23 protein-coding genes and 1 riboswitch are annotated in these 21672 nt (G+C 73.4%); of the genes, 8 read left to right on the forward strand and 15 right to left on the reverse strand.

From position 1 onward, the window contains the following. Positions 1-216 precede the first annotated feature (216 nt). Positions 217-591, forward strand: coding sequence for an RNA polymerase-binding protein RbpA (locus ACWEMJ_RS20330; protein WP_073816413.1), 375 nt, complete (start codon positions 217-219; stop codon positions 589-591). Between the two features lie 139 nt (positions 592-730). On the opposite strand, the gene fxsA is transcribed toward ACWEMJ_RS20330, so the two are convergent. From fxsA to ACWEMJ_RS20350, 4 genes are all read right to left on the reverse strand, one after another. Further along, on the reverse strand, positions 731-1300 hold the full coding sequence (gene fxsA / locus ACWEMJ_RS20335; protein WP_452138467.1) for an FxsA family membrane protein: 570 nt from the start codon (positions 1298-1300) through the stop codon (positions 731-733). Positions 1301-1446: 146 nt separating this feature from the next. Then, positions 1447-3054, reverse strand: coding sequence for an apolipoprotein N-acyltransferase (lnt, locus tag ACWEMJ_RS20340; protein WP_452138468.1), 1608 nt, complete (start codon positions 3052-3054; stop codon positions 1447-1449). 67 nt (positions 3055-3121) lie between these two features. Continuing rightward, a complete protein-coding gene (locus ACWEMJ_RS20345; protein WP_452138469.1) occupies positions 3122-4735 on the reverse strand; it encodes an amidohydrolase in 1614 nt (537 codons plus the stop codon). Between the two features lie 31 nt (positions 4736-4766). Continuing rightward, on the reverse strand, positions 4767-5207 hold the full coding sequence (locus ACWEMJ_RS20350) for an Lrp/AsnC family transcriptional regulator (protein ID WP_380466084.1): 441 nt from the start codon (positions 5205-5207) through the stop codon (positions 4767-4769). Between the two features lie 207 nt (positions 5208-5414). Between ACWEMJ_RS20350 and ACWEMJ_RS20355 the strand changes: the two genes are divergently transcribed. From ACWEMJ_RS20355 to ACWEMJ_RS20365, 3 genes are all read left to right on the forward strand, one after another. Further along, a complete protein-coding gene (locus ACWEMJ_RS20355) occupies positions 5415-5816 on the forward strand; it encodes a hypothetical protein (RefSeq protein WP_452138470.1) in 402 nt (133 codons plus the stop codon). Between the two features lie 75 nt (positions 5817-5891). Then, the gene (locus tag ACWEMJ_RS20360; protein WP_452138471.1) at positions 5892-6515 is read left to right on the forward strand and encodes a uridine kinase family protein; all 624 of its coding nucleotides are present in this window, start codon (positions 5892-5894) and stop codon (positions 6513-6515) included. A gap of 315 nt (positions 6516-6830) precedes the next feature. After that, complete coding sequence (locus ACWEMJ_RS20365; RefSeq protein ID WP_452138472.1) at positions 6831-8654, forward strand: AAA family ATPase; 1824 nt, start codon at positions 6831-6833, stop codon at positions 8652-8654. 19 nt (positions 8655-8673) lie between these two features. Here the strand turns inward: ACWEMJ_RS20365 and ACWEMJ_RS20370 are convergent, their stop codons facing one another. Next, positions 8674-9225 (reverse strand): hypothetical protein, encoded by a 552-nt coding sequence (locus tag ACWEMJ_RS20370; RefSeq protein WP_452138473.1) that lies wholly within the window; start codon positions 9223-9225, stop codon positions 8674-8676. A gap of 195 nt (positions 9226-9420) precedes the next feature. Beyond that, positions 9421-10086: a TetR family transcriptional regulator gene (locus ACWEMJ_RS20375; protein ID WP_452138474.1), complete on the reverse strand. Its 666-nt coding sequence runs from the start codon at positions 10084-10086 to the stop codon at positions 9421-9423. Between the two features lie 68 nt (positions 10087-10154). Between ACWEMJ_RS20375 and ACWEMJ_RS20380 the strand changes: the two genes are divergently transcribed. Further along, positions 10155-11042, forward strand: coding sequence for an SDR family NAD(P)-dependent oxidoreductase (locus tag ACWEMJ_RS20380; RefSeq protein WP_452138475.1), 888 nt, complete (start codon positions 10155-10157; stop codon positions 11040-11042). Positions 11043-11093: 51 nt separating this feature from the next. On the opposite strand, the gene ACWEMJ_RS20385 is transcribed toward ACWEMJ_RS20380, so the two are convergent. The 9 genes from ACWEMJ_RS20385 to ACWEMJ_RS20425 all read right to left on the reverse strand — a co-directional run bounded on the left by ACWEMJ_RS20385 (position 11094) and on the right by ACWEMJ_RS20425 (position 18511). Next, positions 11094-12125, reverse strand: a complete 1032-nt coding sequence (locus ACWEMJ_RS20385) for a hemolysin family protein (RefSeq protein WP_452138476.1) — start codon at positions 12123-12125, stop codon at positions 11094-11096. Further along, complete coding sequence (locus ACWEMJ_RS20390) at positions 12122-13462, reverse strand: hemolysin family protein (protein WP_452138477.1); 1341 nt, start codon at positions 13460-13462, stop codon at positions 12122-12124. The genes ACWEMJ_RS20385 and ACWEMJ_RS20390 overlap by 4 nt, the downstream gene beginning before the upstream one ends. Positions 13463-13656: 194 nt before the next feature. Then, positions 13657-14100, reverse strand: a complete 444-nt coding sequence (locus ACWEMJ_RS20395; RefSeq protein WP_452138478.1) for a PH domain-containing protein — start codon at positions 14098-14100, stop codon at positions 13657-13659. A gap of 61 nt (positions 14101-14161) precedes the next feature. Beyond that, positions 14162-15010: an ATP phosphoribosyltransferase gene (hisG, locus tag ACWEMJ_RS20400; protein ID WP_452138479.1), complete on the reverse strand. Its 849-nt coding sequence runs from the start codon at positions 15008-15010 to the stop codon at positions 14162-14164. A gap of 37 nt (positions 15011-15047) precedes the next feature. Continuing rightward, positions 15048-15320 carry a phosphoribosyl-ATP diphosphatase gene (locus ACWEMJ_RS20405; protein ID WP_400298587.1) on the reverse strand — a complete coding sequence of 91 codons (273 nt, stop codon included), beginning with the start codon at positions 15318-15320 and terminating at the stop codon, positions 15048-15050. Between the two features lie 105 nt (positions 15321-15425). Further along, positions 15426-15911, reverse strand: a complete 486-nt coding sequence (gene ribH / locus ACWEMJ_RS20410) for a 6,7-dimethyl-8-ribityllumazine synthase (RefSeq protein WP_452138480.1) — start codon at positions 15909-15911, stop codon at positions 15426-15428. Between the two features lie 31 nt (positions 15912-15942). Next, positions 15943-17217 carry a bifunctional 3,4-dihydroxy-2-butanone-4-phosphate synthase/GTP cyclohydrolase II gene (locus ACWEMJ_RS20415; protein WP_452138481.1) on the reverse strand — a complete coding sequence of 425 codons (1275 nt, stop codon included), beginning with the start codon at positions 17215-17217 and terminating at the stop codon, positions 15943-15945. Then, positions 17214-17795 carry a nicotinamide mononucleotide transporter family protein gene (locus ACWEMJ_RS20420; protein WP_452138487.1) on the reverse strand — a complete coding sequence of 194 codons (582 nt, stop codon included), beginning with the start codon at positions 17793-17795 and terminating at the stop codon, positions 17214-17216. Before ACWEMJ_RS20420 ends, ACWEMJ_RS20415 begins: the two co-directional genes overlap by 4 nt. A gap of 56 nt (positions 17796-17851) precedes the next feature. Then, positions 17852-18511, reverse strand: a complete 660-nt coding sequence (locus ACWEMJ_RS20425) for a riboflavin synthase (protein WP_452138482.1) — start codon at positions 18509-18511, stop codon at positions 17852-17854. 189 nt (positions 18512-18700) lie between these two features. Beyond that, positions 18701-18828, reverse strand: a riboswitch (FMN riboswitch). Positions 18829-18975: 147 nt separating this feature from the next. Between ACWEMJ_RS20425 and ACWEMJ_RS20430 the strand changes: the two genes are divergently transcribed. The 3 genes from ACWEMJ_RS20430 (at position 18976) to ACWEMJ_RS20440 (ending at position 21482) form a co-directional block, all read left to right on the forward strand. Next, positions 18976-19224: an SCO4226 family nickel-binding protein gene (locus ACWEMJ_RS20430; protein WP_452138483.1), complete on the forward strand. Its 249-nt coding sequence runs from the start codon at positions 18976-18978 to the stop codon at positions 19222-19224. 47 nt (positions 19225-19271) lie between these two features. Then, the gene (locus tag ACWEMJ_RS20435) at positions 19272-19910 is read left to right on the forward strand and encodes an MSMEG_1061 family FMN-dependent PPOX-type flavoprotein (RefSeq protein WP_452138484.1); all 639 of its coding nucleotides are present in this window, start codon (positions 19272-19274) and stop codon (positions 19908-19910) included. Positions 19911-20102: 192 nt separating this feature from the next. Further along, complete coding sequence (locus tag ACWEMJ_RS20440) at positions 20103-21482, forward strand: FAD-dependent oxidoreductase (RefSeq protein WP_452138485.1); 1380 nt, start codon at positions 20103-20105, stop codon at positions 21480-21482. The last annotated feature ends 190 nt before the right edge of the window (positions 21483-21672 follow it).

Below are 21672 nucleotides of genomic sequence, written 5' to 3' on the forward strand. Positions count from 1 at the left end.
GCTTTTTCTCCTGCTGAAACTGCACAAAATGTGACACGCCGGGTGATATCACCGCTCAGATGTGACAAATCGGGCGACCATGGGTACAAACAGGGGCGGCACGACAGGCGACGTATGTCCCAGGACGGGAATCTTCGTCGGAGGTCGGGCGTTGGACCCATCGACGAAGACAGCGACCACTAGTCCTGTGGGCAAGAAGCCCGGGAGGCACGATTCATGAGCGAGCGAGCTCTCCGCGGCACGCGACTCGGGGCGACCAGCTACGAGACCGACCGCGGCATTGACCTGGCACCGCGCCAGACCGTCGAGTACGCATGTCAGAACGGACACCGCTTCGAGGTGCCGTTCTCGGTCGAGGCGGAGATCCCCGTGGTGTGGGAATGCCGCTTCTGTGGCCAGGAGGCCGCACTCCTCGACGGCGAGGAGCCCGAGGAGAAGAAGACCAAGCCGACGCGCACCCACTGGGACATGCTGATGGAGCGCCGGACGCGCGAGGAGCTGGAGGAGGTCCTGGCCGAGCGCCTGGCCGTGCTCCGCTCCGGCGGGATGAACCTGGCGGTCCACCCGCGCGATTCCCGCAAGTCCGCCTGACGGCGGACGACAGCACCACTGCCGAAGGGCCCCGGGAACTCCGGGGCCCTTCGGCGTTGCCGCGTGCGTGCCGGGCACCACGCGTGGCTGGGCACGCCGCCGGGTGCGCACCCCGGGGGCGCGCACCCGGCGAAGGGGCTCAGGGGGCGATCGGCGGCCGGTACTCGGTGTCCGGGCCCTGCGGCTGGCTCGGCGGGTCGACGACCTCGCCCTGGACGACCTTGCCGTCGGGGCGGTGGATGCGCAGCTGCTCCTGCAGGCGCATCGCGTCGGCGAACCGGTCCGCGCCGACCGGGGCGGTGGAGCGCAGCACGCTGCCGGTGAGGCGGCGGGCGGCGGCCCGCCACAGGGCGCGGGTCGGCGGGAGCAGCAGGGTGGCGGCCAGCAGGTCGGAGAGGAAGCCCGGCAGGATCAGCAGGACGCCGGCCAGCACCGTCATCGAGGTGCCGGTCTGCGGCTGCGCGGACTTCGGGTCCTTGGAGAGTTCGACGGCGGCGCGGAACGCCCGCACCCCGGCTCGCTTGATCACGGTGCCGCCCAGGAACACCCCGGCCACCAGCAGCACCAGGGTCAGGAACCAGCCCACCCACCCGGCCACCACGGTGACCAGCCAGATCTCCAGTACCACCCAGGCGGCGATCAGCAGCGGCAGGAACCGGGCGAGGCGCCCGCGCCGGGTCGGACGGGCCGGGGTTGCTTGCTGGGACACGGTACGGATCCACTCCAACGCGGTGCTCTCAGGTGCGGCCGGCGGCTCCGGCGGCGTTCACGGCACCACCCTGCACAACGGCCCGGCGCCGCCGCATGTTCCGGCGGCCCGGCCCGTCCGCGCCCTGCCGGCCCGTACCGGCCCGGTCAGGACCGCTTGGCCGCCCGGCGCCGCTGCCACCCGGCGGCGGCCGCGACGCCGCAGGCCAGCAGGCCGCCGAGGGCGAGCACCCACTCCGGCCCGGCGCCGACCTTGTCGGCGATCGTCTGGCTGTCGCGCAGCGGCACCACGGCGTTCAGCACTTCCTGGTCGAGTTCCGCGGTGCGCTGCTGGACCTCGCCGTCGGGGGTGATCACGGCGCTGACGCCGCTGGTGGCGGCGATCAGCACCGCGCGGCCGTGCTCGACGGCGCGCAGCCGGGACATCGCCAGCTGCTGCTCGGTCTGCCCGGTGCGGTTGTAGGTGGCGTTGTTGGTCTGCACGACCAGCACCCGGCCGCCCTGGTTGACGGTGTCGCGGACGATCTCGTCGTAGGCGACCTCGAAGCAGATCACGTCGCCGATCCGGGCCGGGCCGAGGTGCATGACGCCGCTGCCGGTGCCGGGGTAGAAGTCGCGGGCGACCCGCTGCAGGCGGGTGATCACCTTGGAGAGTTCGGCGCGGAACGGCACGTACTCGCCGAACGGCACCGGGTGCTGCTTGGTGTAGGACTCCCCCGGGCCGGAGACCGGATCCCAGACGATGCCCTCGTTGCGGACGTGCTGCTCGTCGGGGCCGTCGACCAGGGCGCCGACCAGGGTGGGGACGCCGATGGTCTTCACGGCCTGGTCGATCCGGGCGTAGGCGGCCGGGTCGGTGAACGGGTCCAGGTCGGAGGCGTTCTCCGGCCAGATCACCACGTCGGGCTTGGGCACCTTGCCGGCGGCGACGTCCGCGGCGAGCTGCTCGGTGGCGCCGGCGTGGTTGTTCAGCACCAGCATCGGGCGGCCGAGGAAGTCCATGCCGGGGCGGTCCACGTTGCCCTGGACGACGGCGACCTTCACGGTGTCGGCGGCGGTGGTCGGCACCGGCACCGCGTAGCCGATCAGCACCAGCGCGACGGCGGCCAGGCCGCCCGCGACGGGGCGCCAGGGCAGCGCGGCGGCGTCGCCGGAGCGGCGGGCCCGCAGCGCGCACAGCGCGGCCCAGGCCAGCAGCGTGCCGCAGGAGGCCACCGCGAAGGTGACCAGCGGGGCCCCGCCGAGCGCGGCGAGCGGCGTGAACGGGCTGGCGGTGTTGGCGAAGGCGAGCCGGCCCCACGGGAAGCCGCCGAACGGCAGCCGGTCGCGCGCCCACTCCTGGGTGACCCAGAGCATCGCGCCCCACAGCGGCCAGCCGCGCAGCTTGGAGGTGAGCGCCAGGCCGGCGCCCATCAGCGCGAGGAACAGCGCCTCGATCGCGGACAGGCCGATCACGCCGTCCCAGCCCACCACCCGCAGCCAGGACAGCAGCACCACGAAGAACGGCACCCCGAACACGAAGCCCAGCCAGGCCCCGTGCCGGGCCCGCCGGCCCCGGGTCAGCAGCGTCAGCGCCGCCACCCCGAGGATCGACAGCGGCCACACGTCGTACGGCGGGAACGCGAACGCCATCACCGTCCCGGCCGCGGCGGCCAGCCCGGTGCGGGCCCACCATCCGCCGCGGCCGGGGCGCCGGGGCGCCTCGTCCGGTTTCAGGTCGGCCACCGGGCGCTCCTGCGAAACGGGCAGTGCCACCTGCGCACCATCTCTCTGCTTCGTACGACGTTCCCCGAAAGGTACCTCACTCGTTCGGGTGGGCCGCTCAGCCCTGACGGCTATGGACGGTACGTCCGCGAACGACGGTGCGCAGGCAGGTCGGGAGGGGTTCGCCGGGGGTCAGGTCGGGCAGGCCGGGGGTGCCGGAGCGGGGGTCGGTGGACCAGCCGGCGATGCGGGTGTCGGGGGCCTGGACGACCAGGTCGGTGGTGGCCCAGACGGCGTAGGAGGCGATCGCGCCGGGCACCAGCACGCCGTCGGCGTCGTGGCCGAGGGCGCGGCGGCCGCCCCGGGTGTGCGCGGTGAACGCGGCGCGCACCGAGATCCGGTGCTCGGGGGTGCGGTGGAAGGCGGCGGCGCGGACGGCGCCCCACGGGTCGAGCGGGGTGACGGGCGCGTCGGAGCCGAAGGCCAGCGGGACGCCGACCCGCAGCATCGCCGCGAACGGGTTCAGCCGGGCCGCGCGCTCGGCGCCGAGGCGCTCGACGTACATGCCCTCGGGGCCGCCCCAGGCGGCGTCGAAGGCCGGCTGGACGGAGGCGGTGAGGCCGAGTTCGGCGAACGCGGCGAGGGTCTCGGGGGTGAGCGCCTCGGCGTGCTCGACGCGGTGCCGCATCGCCTTGACGCGCTCGGCGCCCAGCTTGTCGCCGGCCGCCCGGACGCCCTCCACCACGGCGCCGATCGCGGCGTCGCCGATGGCGTGGAACCCGGCCTGCAGGCCGGCCTCGGTGCAGGCGGCGACGTGCTCGGCGATCTGCTCGGCGCTCAGGTAGGCGACGCCGGTGTGGTCGGTGTCGGCGTACGCCTCGTGCAGGCAGGCGGTGTGCGAGCCGAGCGCGCCGTCGACGAACAGGTCGCCGCCCGCGCCGACCGCGCCGAGCCGCTTCGCGGTGGCCACCCCCTCGGGGCCCAACTCGCCCCAGTAGCCGAAGACTTCGGGCCCGTCGGTGTCGGCGGCCAGGGCCAGCAGGGCGGCCAGGTCCTCGGCGGAGGAGATGTCGGGGCCGGCGCACTCGTGCAGCGCGCCGATGCCGAGCTCGGCGGCCCGGCGCAGCGTGGCGAGCTGGGCGTCGCGGCGCTGGGCGGGGGTGAGGTGGTCGAGGGCGGCGCGGCGGACGGCGTGGTGGGCGTCCTGGGTGAGCGGGCCGTCGGCGGAGTACCCGGCGCGGTCGGCGAGGGTCGGGACGAGGGCGCGCAGGGCGCTGCTGGCCAGGGCCGAGTGGACGTCGGTACGGGAGAGGTAGAGCGCGGCCCCGCCGGCGGCGGCGTCGAGTTCGTCGAGGGTGGGGGCGCGGTGCTCGGGCCAGCGGGTCTCGTCCCAGCCGTGGCCGAGCAGGACGCCGTCGGAGCGGCCCGCGGTGAAGGCGGTGACGGCGGCGAGCGCGTCGGCGAGCGAGGCGGCGCCGGTGAGGTCGAGGCCGGTGAGGGCGAGGCCGGTGGAGGTGGCGTGCACGTGGGCGTCGACGAACGCGGGGGTGACCAGGGCGCCGTTCAGCTCGACGATCTCGTCGGCGACGTCGGCGTAGGCCTCGGCGGCGCCGTCGCTGCCGACCCAGGCGATGTGTTCGCCCTCGACCAGCATGGCGGTGGCGAAGGGGTCGGCGGGGCTGTAGACGTTGCCGCCGCGCAGCAGCACGGTCCGGTCGGTGCGTTCGGTCATGGCGTCCAGTCTCGCACCACGGACACCCTGCTCAGAGCTTCGGGGGGCGGGCCTCGTACGGGGTGGACAGGACCACGGTGGTGCGGGTGGAGACGCCGGCGGCGGCGCGGATCCGGGCGAGCAGGTCCTCCAGGTCGCCGGGGGTGGGGACGCGGACCTTGAGGATGTAGTTCTCGTCGCCGGCGACGCTGTGGCAGGCCTCGATCTCGGGGAGGGCGACCAGGCGTTCGGGGGTGTCGTCGGGGGCGCTCGGGTCGAAGGGCTTGACCGAGATGAACGCGGTGAGCGCCAGGTCGACGGCCTCGGGGTCGACGATGGCGGTGTAGCCGCGGATCACGCCGCGCTGTTCGAGGCGGCGCACCCGCTGGTGCACGGCCGAGGTGGACAGGCCGGTGGCCTTGCCCAGGTCCGTGTAGCTCATCCGTCCGTCCTGCAGCAGCAGCTGGACGATGCGCTGGTCGAGTTCCTCCACAAGGCGTCAACCTACTCGATGACGGCGGGGCCGCGCAGGCCGGTCCTCGGGGGCGCATTCGGGGGGCACATGCCAACGGAATGTGGCAAGGAACACACATGGTGCATCACCGTGCGCCGGAGCGCAGGGTTATGACGCGCCGTCAAGGGGAAGTGCTGCTGGTGGCCCGGACAACGAGAGACTCCGGCCCGATCCGAGGGGGATCAGATGCCTTCCACCGACCAGCGTCCCGACGTCGAGGACGAACCCCGCGCGCCCGAGCCGTCCTTGGGGACGGACCCGGGCGCGGCCGACACCTGGGAGATCGTCCGGGTGCACTGCCCGGCCTGTGACCGCCCGATCGCGTTGATCGGGGACGAGGAGAGCCTGCCGCAGCACGCGGTGCTGCCCTCCGCGTGGAACCCCTTCCAGTCGGCGATCTGCCGGGGCACCGGCGCGCCGACGGCCGACCTGCCCGAGAGCGTGGACCAACCGGAGCAGGACGGCTTCGAGAACCTGGTGACGCTGCCGACGGCGCTGGACTGGCGCACCCAGCCGTTCTCGCACGCGGGCACCCACCGCGCGGTGCGGGCGCTGCTGCCCGCGCAGCGCGACCGCCGGGCGGCCTGAGCACCGCTCTCCCGTCGAGGGCGCCGCGGCGCGACGCCCTCCGGGATCCCGCAGCCGGCCGCGTAGGCTGGCCGGATGACCGACGCCTTCCCCGACCTGTCCGCGCTCGCCGCGGGCCTGCTCGCGCTGCCGCCCTCGCTGGGCCCGGTGCGGCTGGTCGCGGTGGACGGGCACGCCGGTTCCGGCAAGACCACGTTCGCGGGGCGGCTGGCGGCGGCGCTCGGCGGTGCGCCGGTGGTGCACCTGGACGACCTGGCCACCCACCGGGAGCCGTTCGGCTGGGTGGACCGGCTGCGCGACCAGGTGCTCCGGCCGCTGGCGCGGGGCGGGTCGGCCCGGCACGGCGTGTACGACTGGACGGCACGGGAGTTCGGCTCCGTGCACGAGGTGCCGCCGGCGCCCGTGGTGCTGCTGGAGGGGGTGGGCGCGGGCCGGCGGGCGGTGCGTCCGGCGCTCGCGGCGCTGCTGTGGATGGAGTTGGACGCGGTGGCGGCGCGGGCCCGCGGGGAGTTGCGCGACGGTCCGGAACTGGCCGAGTTCTGGGCGGGTTGGGCGGTCGCGGAGCGGGCGCACTTCGCCGCCGATCCGAGCCGTCCGTACGCCTCGCTGCGGGTCGACGGGATCACCGGGCGGATCGTCGGGGACACCCTGAGTGAACCCCTTGAACCGCTCTTGACCTGCGACGTCGCCAGGATCTAAGTTCTGCGTGTCGCGGAATTCAGTTGAATCCGCAACCACAGACACGGCGTCTCCGACTTGTTCCCCCGTGAGCCGGAGACGCCGTTCCCTTTCCCGCCGGAAGCGGCGCGGGCCCCAACACCCGATCGTCTCGCGCCATTTGACCCGCGCGGCACCCTTACGGATCAGCTCCGCGCCGGTACCATGCCCACGCAGGCGCGTTTGAAGCGGCCCGAGGTCTGGCGGGGGGCGTCAGTGACGGTGGAGAGTTCCGGCGGCAAAGGGTCCGCCGCGGCGGGGCCGGATCCGGAGGCCGACCGCTCCTGGTCGCGTGCGATGGACGCCTACACGGCGGGCTCGTACGCCCGGGCCGAGGAGGAGTTCCGGGCGGCGGTGCGGGTGGATCCGGGCATGGCGGACGCCTGGCTGGGGCTGCACGCGCTGCGCAGCGACACGGCGGGCGCGCTGCTGGCGATGCACCGGCACCGCGAGCGGTTCGGCGAGCAGCGCGAGCGCCACCGCCGTCCGCTCAGTTCCTGGTACTGGCTGGGCTGGTGGGTGCAGCCGGTGCTGGAGAGTGCGCAGGACCTCGCCCTGGCGCACGCCTCGCACTGGCTGGACGGCCGTCATCTCACCGAGCTGGACCAGGCGTTGGCGGCCTGCCCGACGCCGGAGCAGGAGCCGGCGGTGCGGTTCCTGCACGCCTGTCGCTCCTATCTGCTGAAGGACTGGGAGCAGTTGATCCGGGACACCGACCGGCTGCTCGACGATCCGGTGCTGGGTATCGAGGCCGGCCTGTTCGCGGGGATGGCCCGGGTCCGGCTCGACATGTGCGCGCAGGCGCAGCGCCCGCTGGCGGCGTCGCTGGCCCGGTGCCGCTCCGAGCAGCCGCAGCGCAAGGAGCTCCGCTACTGGCTGGGCCGGGCGTACGAGGGCGCGGGGCGCAGTGCGGCGGCGCTGCCGCTGTACCGGGCGGTGCACCGGGCCGATCCCGCGTTCATGGACACCGAGCAGCGGCTGGCGGCGATCGCCGCCGAGGACGGGCTGCTGGAGGGCGCCGCGCTGGGCGAGTACGGCGAGTACCGGGGCACGGCGGTGGAGACGGCCGTCGAGCCGTCCCTCGATCCCGCGCCGGAGCCGGTGGAGGAGGTCGGGCCGGAGCGGGCGCAGCCGCCGGCCGGGGAGCCGCGCGGCGGGCAGCTGGCCGAACGGGCGTCCGGCGCTTCGCCGTTACCCCTGCGGCTGGGCAACTGGCCTGCGGCGGCGGCGATTCCGCCGACCGGTCCGAACCCGGCGCCGGCCGCCCGGCTGGAGCTGGACCAGGCGCTGGCGGAGCTGGAGGCGATGGTCGGCCTCGACCCGGTGAAGCGTCAGGTGCGGGCGCTGTCGGCGCAGTTGAGGATGGCGCGGCTGCGCGCGGACCGGGGGCTGCCGGTGCAGCCGCCGAAGCGGCACTTCGTGTTCTCCGGGCCGTCGGGCACCGGCAAGACCACGGTGGCGCGGATCCTCGGCCGGGTCTTCCACGCCCTCGGCCTGCTCTCCGGGGACCACCTGGTGGAGGCCCAACGCGCCGATCTGGTGGGCGAGTTCCTCGGCCAGACGGCGGTCAAGGCGAACGAGCTGATCGACTCGGCGCTGGACGGCGTGCTGTTCATCGACGAGGCGTACTCGCTGGCCAACTCCGGCTACAGCAAGGGCGACGCGTTCGGCGACGAGGCGCTGCAGGTGCTGCTGAAGCGCGCCGAGGACAACCGGGACCGGCTGGTGGTGATCCTGGCCGGCTACCCGGAGGGCATGAACCGGCTGCTGGCGACCAACCCGGGCCTGAACTCGCGGTTCACCACCCGGGTCGACTTCCCGTCCTACCGGCCGTCCGAACTCGCGGAGATCGGCGGGCAGTTGGCGCACACCGACGGTGACGAGTGGGACGTGGACGCGGCCGAGGAGCTGGCGTCGATCTGCGGACACGTGGTCGCCGAGGGCTGGATCGACCAGCTCGGCAACGGCCGCTTCGTCCGCACCCTGTACGAGAAGTCCTGCGCCTACCGGGACTTGCGGCTCTCCGCGCTGCGCGGCGTCCCGTCCCGCGAGGACCTCGCCACGCTGCGACTGCCCGATCTCCTCCAGGCCTACGGCGAGTTGATCGACGGCCGGCAGTGACGGAGCGCGGTCGCGCCGGTCAGCCGTGCACGACGGTGCGGCCGGCGATGACCCAGGCGTTGGCCGGGGTCGGGGTGCACTTGGTGGCGCGCGGCGGGTTCTCGGGATGCAGCAGGTCGGCGCCGGCCCAGCCCACCCGGAGGTGGCCCTCGGCGTCGGCCGGGTAGAAGCTGAGTCCGGTCTCGGGGTGCCAGCCGGCCGGCCCGGTGGTCGGCGCGCCGCCGTCGGCGGGGGTGACCAGGGCGCTCGCCACGGGGCCGGTGACGGTCACGACGCCGCCGTCGACGACCAGGCAGTCCACGTCGAACTCGACCCGGACGGTGCCCTCGCCGTCGAAGACGTGCTGGGCGACGACGTGTCCGCGGGTGCGGCCGTTGTCGGTGCGGGCCTCCACCTGGGCGGTGAAGCGCTGGCCCGGGTTGGGGCCGGGGCCGTTCTGGTTGAGCAGCGTCCAGCTGTGCACGCCCAGGTGCCGGCCGGAGTCCTGGGCGGCCGCGGCGGGGCCGGCGGCAGCGGCGATCAGCGTCGCCGTCGCGGCGGCGGCCAAGGCGGCGGAAACGTACTTACGCATCGTCAATCCTCCATGCTGACACGGGAGTCGGGCACCTCGCCCGACACCCGCAATCCTTCCGCCCCGGCCGCCGCGCGCCCTCCGCCCGGGGCAGGAACCTCCGTCGGCACGGCGGACGAGAGCCGCCTCCTCCCGGCGGACGGCGCGGTGGGCGCGGTGTCCACCGGGAGGAGGACGCACCCGCCGGGCGCGGGCTCAGGACGCGGGGGCGGCCGCCTGGGCTCCGGTCAGGTAGGCGGTGAGGATGCGGCGCAGGCGGGGTTCGACCTCGACGATCGCGTGGCCGAGGCGGGGGTCGGAGGCGTAGAGGGCCCGGATCTCGGGGCCGGGGGTGGCGATCTGCCAGAGCGCGCCGGCCAGGCCGGTCGCGGTGGCGGCGAGGTCGAGCACCTGCTGCTCGCCGAGGCCCAGCAGGCGGTTCAACTCGGCTCCGATCAGGGCGACTTCGTCCAGGGTGACGAGCTTGAAGGCGCGCACCGCCTCCAGTGAGACGTTGCGCTCCAGGTTGAGCGGGGCCTGGGCGAGCAGGTCGCAGAACATCGGGCGGGCCGACAGGGTCGCGGCGAGCAGGCCGGCGACCTCGGCGGGGCCGGCCTGCGCGCGGGCGGCGAGCTCGGCGCGCAGCGCGGCGGACCACTCGCGCCAGCCCTGGGCGGTGAGTTCGAGGAAGATCTGCTCCCTGGTCTCGAAGTACCGCAGCAGCGCCGACTTGTGCATGCCCACTTCGGCGGCGATGTCGGTGAGGGTGACGTCGCGGATGCCGCGTGCCTCGCCGAGCGCCCGGGCCGCGTCCAGGATCGCCCCTTCGCGTGCCTGTTTGGCCTCGGCGCTGCGCGCCCGTCGGAATGCCGGCTGACTCATGGGGCCATCATAGAAGCCGCTAACGCAACGCCGTTGCGCTAATAAGAGAACAGTGTTTTACTAAACCCATGAGCGAAGAAGCGAGCACCACTCAGCAGCAGGTCTGGTTCATCACCGGCTCCTCCCGCGGCTTCGGCCGCGCCCTGGTCGACGCCGTCCTCGCGGCGGGCGACCTGGTCGTCGCCACCGCGCGCCGCCCCGCAGCCCTCGCCGCGCAGCTCGCCGAGTACGGCGACCGCGTCCTCACCGTCCCGCTGGACGTCACCGACCCGGCGGCGGCGCAGGCCGCGGTCGACGCCGCGCTCGCCCGCTTCGGCCGGATCGACGTGCTGGTGAACAACGCCGGCTACGCCAACGTCTCGCCGGTGGAGACCTCGGACGACGACGACTTCCGGGCCCAGTTCGAGACCAACTTCTGGGGCGTCTACCACGTCACCAAGGCCGCCCTGCCCGCGCTGCGGCGCCGGCGCGCGGGCACCGTGGTGCAGTTCTCCTCGATCGGCGGGCGGGTCGGCGGGTCGCCGGGCATCGCCTCCTACCAGGCCGCCAAGTTCGCGGTGGACGGCTTCACCCGGTCGCTGGCCGCCGAGACCGCGCCGTTCGGCATCCGGTACCTGGTGGTCGAGCCGAGCGGCTTCGCCACCGACTGGGCGGGCGCCTCGATGACCGCCTTCCCCGTCCCCGAGGAGTACGAGCAGACGGTCGGCGCGATGAACCGCCGGGTCCGCCAGGCCGGGGCCGGCACCGCCGGCGACCCGGAGCGGGCCGCCGGGATCATCGTCCGCACGGTCCGCCGCGCCGACCTCCCGAGCCACCTGCTGCTCGGCGTGAACGCCGTGAACATGGCCCTCGACCACTCCCGCCGACAGCTCGCCGAGGCCGGCGCCTGGGAGCGGGTCAGCCGCTCCGCGGACTTCGCCGAGCCGTACCCGGTCGAGCTGCCGGCCGCGAGCTGACAAGCGAACGGCCCCGCCGCAGACGACTGCGACGGGGCCGGGGGCGAAGGGTCAGTGGCGGTGGTCGGGGTCGTGCACCTCGCCGACCAGTTCCTCCAGGACGTCCTCCAGGGCGACCAGGCCGAGCTGGCGGCCGTCCGCGTCCACCACGGCCGCCAGGTGGGCGGCGGCGCGGCGCATCGCGGCGAGCGCGTCGTCCAGCGGCAGGCCGGAGCGGAGCACGGTGATCGGCCGCCACAGCCGCTCAGGGACGGGCGCGGCCAGGTCGTCGACCTCCAGCGAGTCCTTGACGTGCAGGTAGCCGAGCACGGCGCCCTGCTCGTCGGCGACCGGGAAGCGCGAGAAGCCGGTGCGCACCGCGAGCTGCTGGACCTGCTCGCCGGTGACGTCGCGGCCGACGGTGACCAGCTGCTCGGCGGGCAGCATCACCTCGGTGACGGGGCGGCTGCCCATCTCCAGGGCGTCCTCCAGGCGTTCGCGGCGGGTGTCGTCCAGCAGGCCGGCCTCACCGGAGTCGGCCAGCAGGAGCAGCAGCTGCTCGCTGGTGAACACCGAGTTGACCTCGTCCTTGGGTTCGACCCGGAACAGCCGCAGCACGCCGTTGGCGAAGGCGTTCAGGAACGCGATGAACGGGGCCAGCCAGCGCGCCAGGCGGTCCAGCGGCGGGCCGAGCAGCAGCGCGGCCTTCTCCGGTCCGGCCAGCGCCATGTTCTTCGGCACCATCTCGCCGATCACCATGTGCAGGAACACCACCAGACTGAGCGCGATGGCGTAGCTGAGCAGGTGCATCGCCGAGTCGGGCACGCCGAGCGCGTGGAAGGCGGGCTCCAGCAGGTGCGCGATGGTCGGCTCGGCGAGCGCGCCGAGCAGCAGCGAGCAGACGGTGATGCCGAGTTGGGCGGCGGCCAGCATCGCGGAGACGTTGGACAGCGCGTGCAGCACGGTGCGGGCGCGCTTGTCGCCGGCCTCGGCAAGCGGTTCGATCTGGCTGCGGCGCACCGAGATGACGGCGAACTCGGCGCCGACGAAGAACGCGTTGCCGAGCAGCAGGAGCAGCGAGAAGGCGAGTTGCAGGGCGCTCATCGGTGGCCGTCCTGGTCGTCGTGGTCGTCCTCCGCGTGGGTGCGGCGCACCTCGACGCGACTGGTGCGGTGCCGGTCGACGGCGGTCACGGTCATCTCCCAGCCGGGCAGTTCGGCACTCTCGCCGACGGCGGGGAGCTTGCCGAGCAGGTCGGCGAGCAGGCCGCCGAGGGTCTCGTAGGGGCCGTCGGGGGCGTGCAGGCCGATCTTGGCGAGCTGGTCGAGCCGGGCCCGGCCGTCGGCGTCCCAGACCGGCAGTCCGTCGCGCGGGGCGAGCGGGCGCAGGTCGGGGGCGTCGTCGGGGTCGTGCTCGTCCTGGACCTCGCCGACCACCTCCTCGACGATGTCCTCGATGGTGGCGACGCCGGCGGTGCCGCCGTACTCGTCGATCACCACGGCCATCGGCTCGCTGCCGCGCAGCAGGTCGAGCAGCCGCTCGACGGGCAGCGTCTCGGGGACGACCAGCGGCAGCGACGCCAGGTGCCGGACCTTGGTGTGGTCGCGGCGGTCGGCGGGGACGGCCAGCGCGTCCTTGAGCGTGACGGTGCCGGTGACGTTGTCGAGGCTGTCGCGGTACACCGGGAAGCGGCTCAGCCCGGTGGCCCGGGTGAGGTTGAGCACGTCGCCGGCGGTGGCGTCCTCCTGGAGCGCGGCGACGTCGATCCGGGGGGTCATCACGGATTCGGCGGTCAGCTCGCGCAGGCCCAGGGTGCGCACGAACAGCGTGGTGGACTCCTCGTCCATCGCGCCGGCCTGGTACGAGTGCCGGGCGAGGGCGACGAGTTCGTCGGCGGTGCGGGCGTGGCCGAGCTCCTCCTGCGGTTCGACGCCGAAGGCCCGGACCATGCGGTCGGCGGAGCCGTTCAGGAACGCGATCAGCGGGCGGCAGGCGGCGGAGAACACCCGCTGCGGGCCGACCACGGCGTAGGCGACCTGCATCGGGTGGGAGATCGCCCAGTTCTTCGGGACGAGTTCGCCGATCACCATCTGCAGCACGGTGGCCAGCACCAGGCCGACGATCAGCGCGGTGCCGCGGGCCGCCGAGTCGGGCAGGCCGACGGCGGTGAACACCGGCGAGAGCAGCGTGGACAGCGCCGGTTCGGCGAGCATGCCGACCACCAGTGAGGTGATGGTGATGCCGAGCTGGGCGCCGGAGAGTTGGAAGGACAGTTCGCGCAGGGCCTTGGACAGGCCCTTGGCCCGGCGTTCGCCGGTGGCCGCGGCGCGTTCCACGGCACCGCGGTCGGCGGTGACGAACGCGAACTCGGCGGCCACGAACAGGCCGTTGGCGAGGATGAGCAGGAATGCCGCGAGCAGCAGGAGCCAGGCGGTGGTCATCGGGCCGCCCGCCTTTCCTGGCTCGGAATGTGCGTGGCGGCGCGGGTACTACCGGACGGGTCGTCCATCGAGGGGAGGTGTCACTCCTCAGGTCGCGAGTCTGGGCGGCAAGGCGCACACTCGGGGGCTTTGCCGCGTTTTTACCAGCCTAGACGATACCCGAACGGTTCTCCGGGCCGGTCGGCCCGGACGTGTCAGGCCCGGCTCGCGCCGCGCTCCTCGACCAGGTCGCGCAGCGTGCGGGCGGCCGTGACGGCCTGCTCGCGGCCGCCGGCGGGCTGGATGCCGACGGCGGCCAGCGCGGTGCCGTCGGCGAGGTCGAGCATCACCCACGGGTCGCCCTGGCGGAGGTTGACCCGGACCACCTCGGCCCAGGCCAGGCGGCGGCTGCGGACGAAGTTGACCACGGTCAGGCCGTCGGCGTCGGCGACCACCTTGGGCCGGGCCAGCATCAGGCCGACACCGGCGAACAGCAGGCCGCTGACCACCATCAGCACCCGGTCGCGGAGCTGCCAGTTGTCCGGCAGCGCGAAGGCGAGCACGGTGAACAGCACCACCATCACGGCGCACAGCGTGAGCAGCACGGCGCGGTTGCGGCGGGGGGCCCAGGTCACGGGGAGGGCGGCGGCGGTGGACACGAGGGTGGCTCCAAGGAGAAGCGGGGGCCGCCGTCCGGGCGGCCCCCGTTCCGGTGACGGATCAGATGCGGCAGGCGTGGATGTTGGTGACCAGGATGGCGCGGGCGCCGATGGCCCACAGGTCGTCCATGATCCGCTGGGCCTCCTTGCGGAGCACCATGGAGCGGACCGCGACCCAGCCGGCGGTGTGCAGCGGCGAGACGGTCGGCGACTCCAGGCCGGGGGTGAGCGCGACGGCCGCGGTGACCTGCTCGGCGCGGATGTCGTAGTCCATCAGCACGTAGCGGCGGGCCACCAGCACGCCCTGCAGGCGGCGCAGGAACTGCTCGACGGCCGGGTCCTCGCCGGCGCCCTTGGGCCGGATGACCACGGCGTCGGAGATCAGGATCGGGTCGCCGAACACCTCCAGGCCGGCGTTGCGCAGGCTGGTGCCGGTCTCCACCACGTCGGCGATCACCTCGGCGACGCCCAGGTGCACGGCGGTCTCCACCGCGCCGTCCAGCTTGGTGACGGTGGCCTTCACGCCGTGCTCGGCGAGGTGCTGCTCGACCAGCCCGGTGTAGGAGGTGGCGATCCGCAGGCCGTCCAGGTCCTGGACGCCGTTGATCTCGGCGCCGACCGGGCGGGCGAAGCGGAAGGTGGAGGCGGCGAAGCCGAGGGCGAGCACCTCTTCGGCGTCCGAGGCGGAGTCCAGCAGCAGGTCGCGGCCGGTGATGCCGACGTCGAGACGGCCGGAGCCGACGTAGACGGCGATGTCGCGCGGGCGCAGGAAGAAGAACTCGACCTGGTTGTCCGGGTCGACCAGGACGAGTTCCTTGGCGTCCTTGCGCTGCCGGTAGCCGGCCTCATGGAGCATCTCCGCCGCGGGACCCGAGAGCGAACCCTTGTTGGGGACGGCGATGCGGAGCATGAGAGGGGAACCCTTCGTCGAACTGCGGTGGGGTGGTTTACAGGTACTTGTAGACGTCTTCGAGCGTCAGCCCGCGGGCGATCATCATCACCTGTACGTGGTAGAGGAGCTGGGACATCTCCTCCGCCGCCTCCTCGGGCGACTGGTACTCGGCGGCCATCCAGACCTCGGCTGCCTCCTCGACGACCTTCTTGCCGATGGCGTGGACGCCCTGCTGCACGAGCTGGGCGGTGCGGGAGGTCGCGGGGTCGCCGGTGGCGGCCTTCTGCTGGAGCTCGGCGAAGAGCTCCTCGAATGTCTTGGAAGCCATGATGACCTCACCTTACGGGGTGCGGGCTGACGGGCGGTAAACGGTTCCGCACCGTGGACAGTCCGTTGGACATCCGGACGGACCGCCCACGGTGCGAAGGTCCGATCAACGCCAGGGCTCGACCACCTCGCGCAGCACGGCGGCGGTGGCGACGGCGGCGGTGGCCGCCTCGTGGCCCTTGTCCTCGACCGAGTCGGGCAGCCCGGCCCGGTCCAGCGCCTGCTGCTCGGTGTCGCAGGTCAGCACGCCGAAGCCGACCGGGACGCCGGTGTCCACCGCGACCTGGCTCAGGCCGAGCGTCGCGCCCTGGCAGACGTAGTCGAAGTGCGGGGTGCCGCCGCGCACCACCACGCCCAGCGCCACCACCGCGTCGTACCCGCGGACGGCCAACTGCTTGGCGGCGACCGGCAGTTCGAAGGTGCCGGGGACGCGGACCACGGTCGGCTCCTCGATCCCGAGCTCCTTGAGCGCGCGGTGCGCGCCGTCCAGCAGGCCGTTCATCACCTGCTCGTGCCACTGCGCGGCGACGATCGCGACCCGCAGGTCGGCGGTGTTCTTCGGGGACAGCACAGGTGCTCCGTGGCCGGCCATGTCGTGCTCCTCTGTCGGCGGGTTGGGCGGGTTACTTGTTGTCGTCGTCGAGCCACGGCAGGTCGTGGCCCATCCGGTCGCGCTTGGTGCGCAGGTAGCGGAGGTTGTGGGTGCCGGCGGCGGTGGGCAGCGGCCGGCGGGCGGCGACCTTGAGGCCGTGCTCGGTGAGCGCGGTCTGCTTGGCCGGATTGTTGGAGAGCAGGGTCAGCGAGTGCACGCCGATGTCGGCGAGCATCTGCGCGCCGATCGAGTAGTCGCGGGCGTCGACGGGCAGCCCCTGGTCGAGGTTGGCGTCGACGGTGTCGCGGCCCTGCTCCTGGAGCTCGTAGGCGCGCAGCTTGTGGGCCAACCCGATGCCCCGGCCCTCGTGGCCGCGCAGGTACAGCACCACGCCGCGGCCGGCCTCGGCGACGGCGCGCAGCGAGGCGTGCAGCTGCGGGCCGCAGTCGCAGCGCAGCGAGCTGAACACGTCGCCGGTCAGGCACTCGGAGTGCACCCGCACCAGCACGTCCTCGCCGTCGGGGAGCTTCCCGTCGGCGTCCAGGCCGCCGGCCACCAGGGCCAGGTGCTCGATGCCGTCGAGGGTGCCCCGGTAGCCGACGGCGGTGAACTCGCCGTGGTCGGTGGGCAGCGCGGTGACGGCGGCGCGGTCGACGTGGAGTTCGGTGCGGCGGCGGTAGGCGATCAGGTCGGCGATGGAGATGATCGCCAGGCCGTGCCGGCGGGCGAAGGCGTGCAGTTCGGGCAGCCGGGCCATGGTGCCGTCGTCGTTGACGATCTCGGCGATCGCCCCGGCGGGCGGCAGGCCGGCCAGCCGGACCAGGTCGACGGTGGCCTCGGTGTGCCCGGGGCGGGCCAGCACGCCGCCGTCCACGGCGCGCAGCGGGAAGACGTGGCCGGGGCGGGTGAGGTCGGCGGCCTCGGTGGCGGGCGCGCCCAGCAGCCGGACGGTGCGGGCGCGGTCGGCGGCGGAGATGCCGGTGGAGACGCCGTCGCGGGCGTCCACCGAGACGGCGTAGGCGGTGCCCTTGCGGTCCTCGTTGACCTGCGTCATCGGGGGCAGCCGGAGCCGGTCGAGTTCGGCGCCGATCATCGGGACGCAGATCACGCCGGAGGTGTGGCGGATGGTGAAGGCCATCAGTTCGGGGGTGGCGGCGGACGCGGCGAACACCAGGTCGCCCTCGTTCTCGCGGTCCTCGTCGTCGACCACGATCACGGCGCGGCCGAGCGCGAGGTCGGCGACGGCGCGTTCCACCGGGTCGAGGGCGAGCGGCTCCTCGGGGCCTGCGGTCTCTTCGGCGCTCATGCGGTGACTCCCTCGGCGCGCGGGGCGGTTGACACGGTGCGGGCCTTCGTCCACCAGCTGACCAGGCCGCCCACCACCAGGACGAAGTAGATGGTGAAGGTGAGCGCGGAGAACACGTAGCCGTGGGCGTAGCTGTACGGGACGCTGATCACGTCGACGGCGATCCAGGCGAACCAGAACTCCACCCAGCCGCGGGCCTGGGCGTACATCGCGGCGAGCGTGCCGGTGAAGATGTACGCGTCCAGCAGCGGGTTCCAGGACAGCTTCGGGTAGGCGTTGAACAGCGCGGCGACGGCGGCGGTGCCGGCCGCGGTGGCGGCGATCAGCACGGCGCGCTGCTTCCAGCCGGCGAAGTGGACGGCGATCTCGCCGGTGTCACGGCGGCCGCGGCTCCACTGCGTCCAGCCCCAGATCGCGGCGACCACGACGATCACCTGCTTGCCGATCAGTCCGGGCACCTGCCCGCCGAGGAACACGCTGATCAGCACGGCCCCGGCCAGCAGCTGGGCGGGCCAGGTGAGCACCGAGCGGCGCCAGCCGAACGCCAGCCCGGCGAGGCCTATCAGGTTGCCGACCATGTCGGCCACCTTCACCTGCTCGCCGAAGGCGGTGAAGGTCAGATCTGCGAGCGCGCTCACTTGGACTCCCCCAGGGTGTCGGGCAGGGTACGGGCTTCGAGCAGCCGTTCCACGTACTTGGCGAGCACGTCCACCTCCAGGTTGACCGGGTCGCCGACCGCCTTCGCGCCGAGCGTGGTCAGGGCGAGCGTGGCGGGGATCAGCGAGACGGTGAAGCTGTCGAGGGCGGCCTCGACGACGGTGAGGCTCACTCCGTCCACGGTGATCGACCCCTTCTCCACCAGGTAGCGCGAGATCGGCTGTGGCAGCGAGAAACGCAGCACCTCCCAGCGGGGATTCCCGTGCGCGTCCAGATCGCCCGGTTCGCGGGACAGCAGGGCGGCGGTGGCGTCGACGTGGCCCTGCACCAGGTGGCCGCCGAGCCGGGCGCCGAGTGCCATCGCCCGTTCCAGGTTGACCCGGGAGCCGGGGGCCAGCGCGCCGAGACTGGAGCGGCGGAGCGTCTCGCGCATCACGTCGGCGCTGAACTCGCCGTTCTTCTCGGCGAGTCGCTCGTCGTCGTCGACGACGGTGAGGCAGACGCCGTTGACGGCGATGGAGTCGCCGTGGCGGGCGTCCGCGGTGACCAGCGGGCCGCGCAGGCGGATTCGCGAGGATTCGCCGATCTCCTCGATGGAGACGACCTCGCCGAGCTCTTCGATGATGCCGGTGAACACCCGGATTCTCCTCGCGCTTGGGGCGCGGACTCCGGGGCGGCGATAGGGAGTTGACTGCGGACGCGGCAGCTCGGGGACGGCCGTCGTGCGGCCGGGGTTCGCAAACCCCTGGCACGAACGGCCCGCCGAAACGCCGTGCTTCCGCACCCCGGCCCTCGGGTGGGCCGCGGTGTGAACACACCTGTCCGCCGCGCACGCCTCCCATCCGGACTTTAACCGTCGGTCCAGGAATTTCACCTGGTCAACCGGCCGCTGGCTGCGGACGGGTCGCGGACTGTAACCGCCGGCTCGGAATTTCACCGACCCCGGAGTGCGCTGAACGTCACTGCTACTTCTCCAGCATTCTTGCACGCGCATCTATGCCCGGGGCAAGAGCGCGCCCTGTGGCCTGCTTCACGCCCGGGGCGCACGGTGGAGGTGAACGCCCCCGTACGGGGGGCTCCCGGCCGAGGAGTTGACCGACGATGACGATGTTCATGGACGTCCACCACGGGATGGCCGGCATCACGGCGGAGCAGCTGAAGGCCGCGCACGAGGCCGACCTCGCGGTGCAGGCCGAGGAGGGCGTGGAGTTCCGGCAGGCCTGGGCCGACCCGGAGTCCGGCACGGTGTACTGCCTGTCCTCCGGCCCGTCCCGGGAGGCCGTGCAGCGCGTCCACGAACGCACCGGGCACCCGGCGGACGAGGTGCACGCCGTGCCGCTGCAGGTCTGAACGACCCCCTGCCGCGGGCGGGGTGAGCGGCGGTAGGGTCGGGCCGCGTGATCTTCGACGCCCTCGCCGCTGAGGCGATCCACGACCCGTCCCGGCTGCGGGAGTTGTACGAGCCGTCCAGCGAGATGGTGCGGCGCAAGCAGGTCGGCCGCCTGCACGAGGAGGCGCGCCGGCTGATCGGCTGCGCCTCACTGGTGTTCCTGGCCACCGCCGACGCGGACGGCAACTGCGACGCCACCCCGCGCGGCGGCCCGCCCGGGTTCGTCTCGGTGCTGGACGACCGGACCCTGGCGATCCCCGACGCCACCGGCAACCGCCGCCTCGACAGCCTGCACAACATCGTCGCCACCGGAAAGGCCGGGCTGATCTTCGTGGTGCCCGGCCGTCCCACCACGCTGCGCGTCAACGGGCGGGCCTGCGTCAGCGAGGACCCGCGCCTGCTGGAGCGGCTGACGGCCGTCGGCAAGCCGCCGCGCACCGCGATCGTGGTGTCCGCGGACGAGGTCTACGGGCACTGCCCGAAGGCGTTCCTGCGCGGCTCGGCCTGGCGGCCCGACCAGTGGCTGCCCGCCGACGCGGCGCCCAGCTCGGCCGCCATCACCCTCTCCCACCTGGGCGATCCCTCGCTCACCCTGGACCAGGTGCTCGCCGCCGAGGAGGAGTCGCTGCGGCTGCGCTACGAGTGACCACCCCGCCGGGGCGCCGGGACGCGTCGTGCATGCTGGGGGGAACGGGGACCCGGGGGCGTCGCATAGGAGGAACTTTGGGGGGCCATAGCTTCGGCTTATGACGACATAAGCCGAAGCCCCGTACCGGGCGCGCCCGCCGGCCGGAAGGCTGGCGGTACGCGCCCACAGCCGAACAGGAGTTACCTGCCCATGTCCCGCCCCGTCCGGGTGGCCGTCGTCGGTGCCGGCCCCGCCGGGATCTACGCCGCCGACGCCCTGCTGAAGTCCGAGCTGGCCGCCGCCCCCGGCGTGTCCATCGACCTGATCGAGCGGCTGCCCGCCCCCTTCGGCCTGATCCGCTACGGCGTCGCGCCCGACCACCCCCGGATCAAGGGCATCGTCACCGCCCTCCACCAGGTGCTCGACAAGCCGCAGGTGCGCCTGCTCGGCAACGTCGACTACCCCGGCGACCTCTCCCTGGACGAGCTGCACCGCTTCTACGACGCCCTGGTCTTCGCCACCGGCGCCGAGGCCGACCGCGACCTGGCGATACCCGGCATCGAGCTCGACGGCTCCTACGGCGCCGCCGACTTCGTCTCCTGGTACGACGGCCACCCCGAGGTCCCCCGCGAGTGGCCGCTGGAGGCCGAGCAGGTCGCCGTCCTCGGCGTCGGCAACGTCGCCCTCGACGTCGCCCGGGTCCTCGCCAAGACCGCGGACGAGCTGCTGCCCACCGAGATCCCCCCGAACGTGTACGACGGCCTGGCCGCCAACCGCGCGGTCGAGGTCCACGTGTTCGGACGGCGCGGACCGGCGCAGGCCAAGTTCTCCCCGATGGAGCTGCGCGAGCTCGACCACTCCCCCACCATCGAGGTGATCGTCGACCCCGAGGACATCGACTACGACGACGCCTCGATCGCCACCCGGCGCGCCAACAAGCAGGCCGACATGGTCGCCTCGACGCTGGAGAACTGGGCGATCCGCGACATCGGCGACCGCCCGCACCGCATCCACCTGCACTTCTTCGAGAACCCGGTGGAGGTCCTCGGCGAGGACGGCCGGGTCGTCGCGCTGCGCACCGAGCGCACCGCGCTCGACGGCACCGGCAACACGGTGGGCACCGGCACCTTCCGCGAATGGCCCGTCCAGGCCGTCTACCGCGCGGTCGGCTACCGCTCCGACGAGCTGCCCAAGCTGCCCTTCGACGCCCTCTCCGCGACGGTTCCGCACGAGGCGGGCCGCGTCCAGGAGAACGGCGCCCACCTGCCCTCCGTGTACGTCACCGGCTGGGTCAAGCGCGGCCCCGTCGGCCTGATCGGCCACACCAAGGGCGACGCCAACGAGACCGTCGCCTGCTTGGTCGCCGACCACGCCGCCGGCGCGCTGCGGCCTGCGGCCGAGCCCGCCGAGGACGCGGTGGTCGACTTCCTGCGCTCGCGCGGCGTCGACTTCACCACCTGGGAGGGGTGGCAGCGGCTGGACGCCCACGAGAAGGCCCTCGGCGCTGCCTCGGGCCGCGAACGGGTGAAGGTCGTGGACCGGATCGCGATGCTCAACGCCTCGTCGAGCGACAGGTCCGCCGAGCGGTAGCGGGCGCGAAACGCAGGCGGGCGCAGAACGCAGGCGGGCGCGAAAACAGGGGCGCGGGGAACTGCGCGGCAAGCGCCAACCACGTCCGCAAGGTCGCGATCAAGTGCAGGTCATTGTCCTGCGTCGCGATCTTGCGGACGGGGTGCCTTCCGCTGTGGACCCCGTCGACGGGTCCGTCGGCGTCGTCGAC

The sequence above is a fragment of the Kitasatospora sp. NPDC004531 genome, assembly GCF_053602195.1.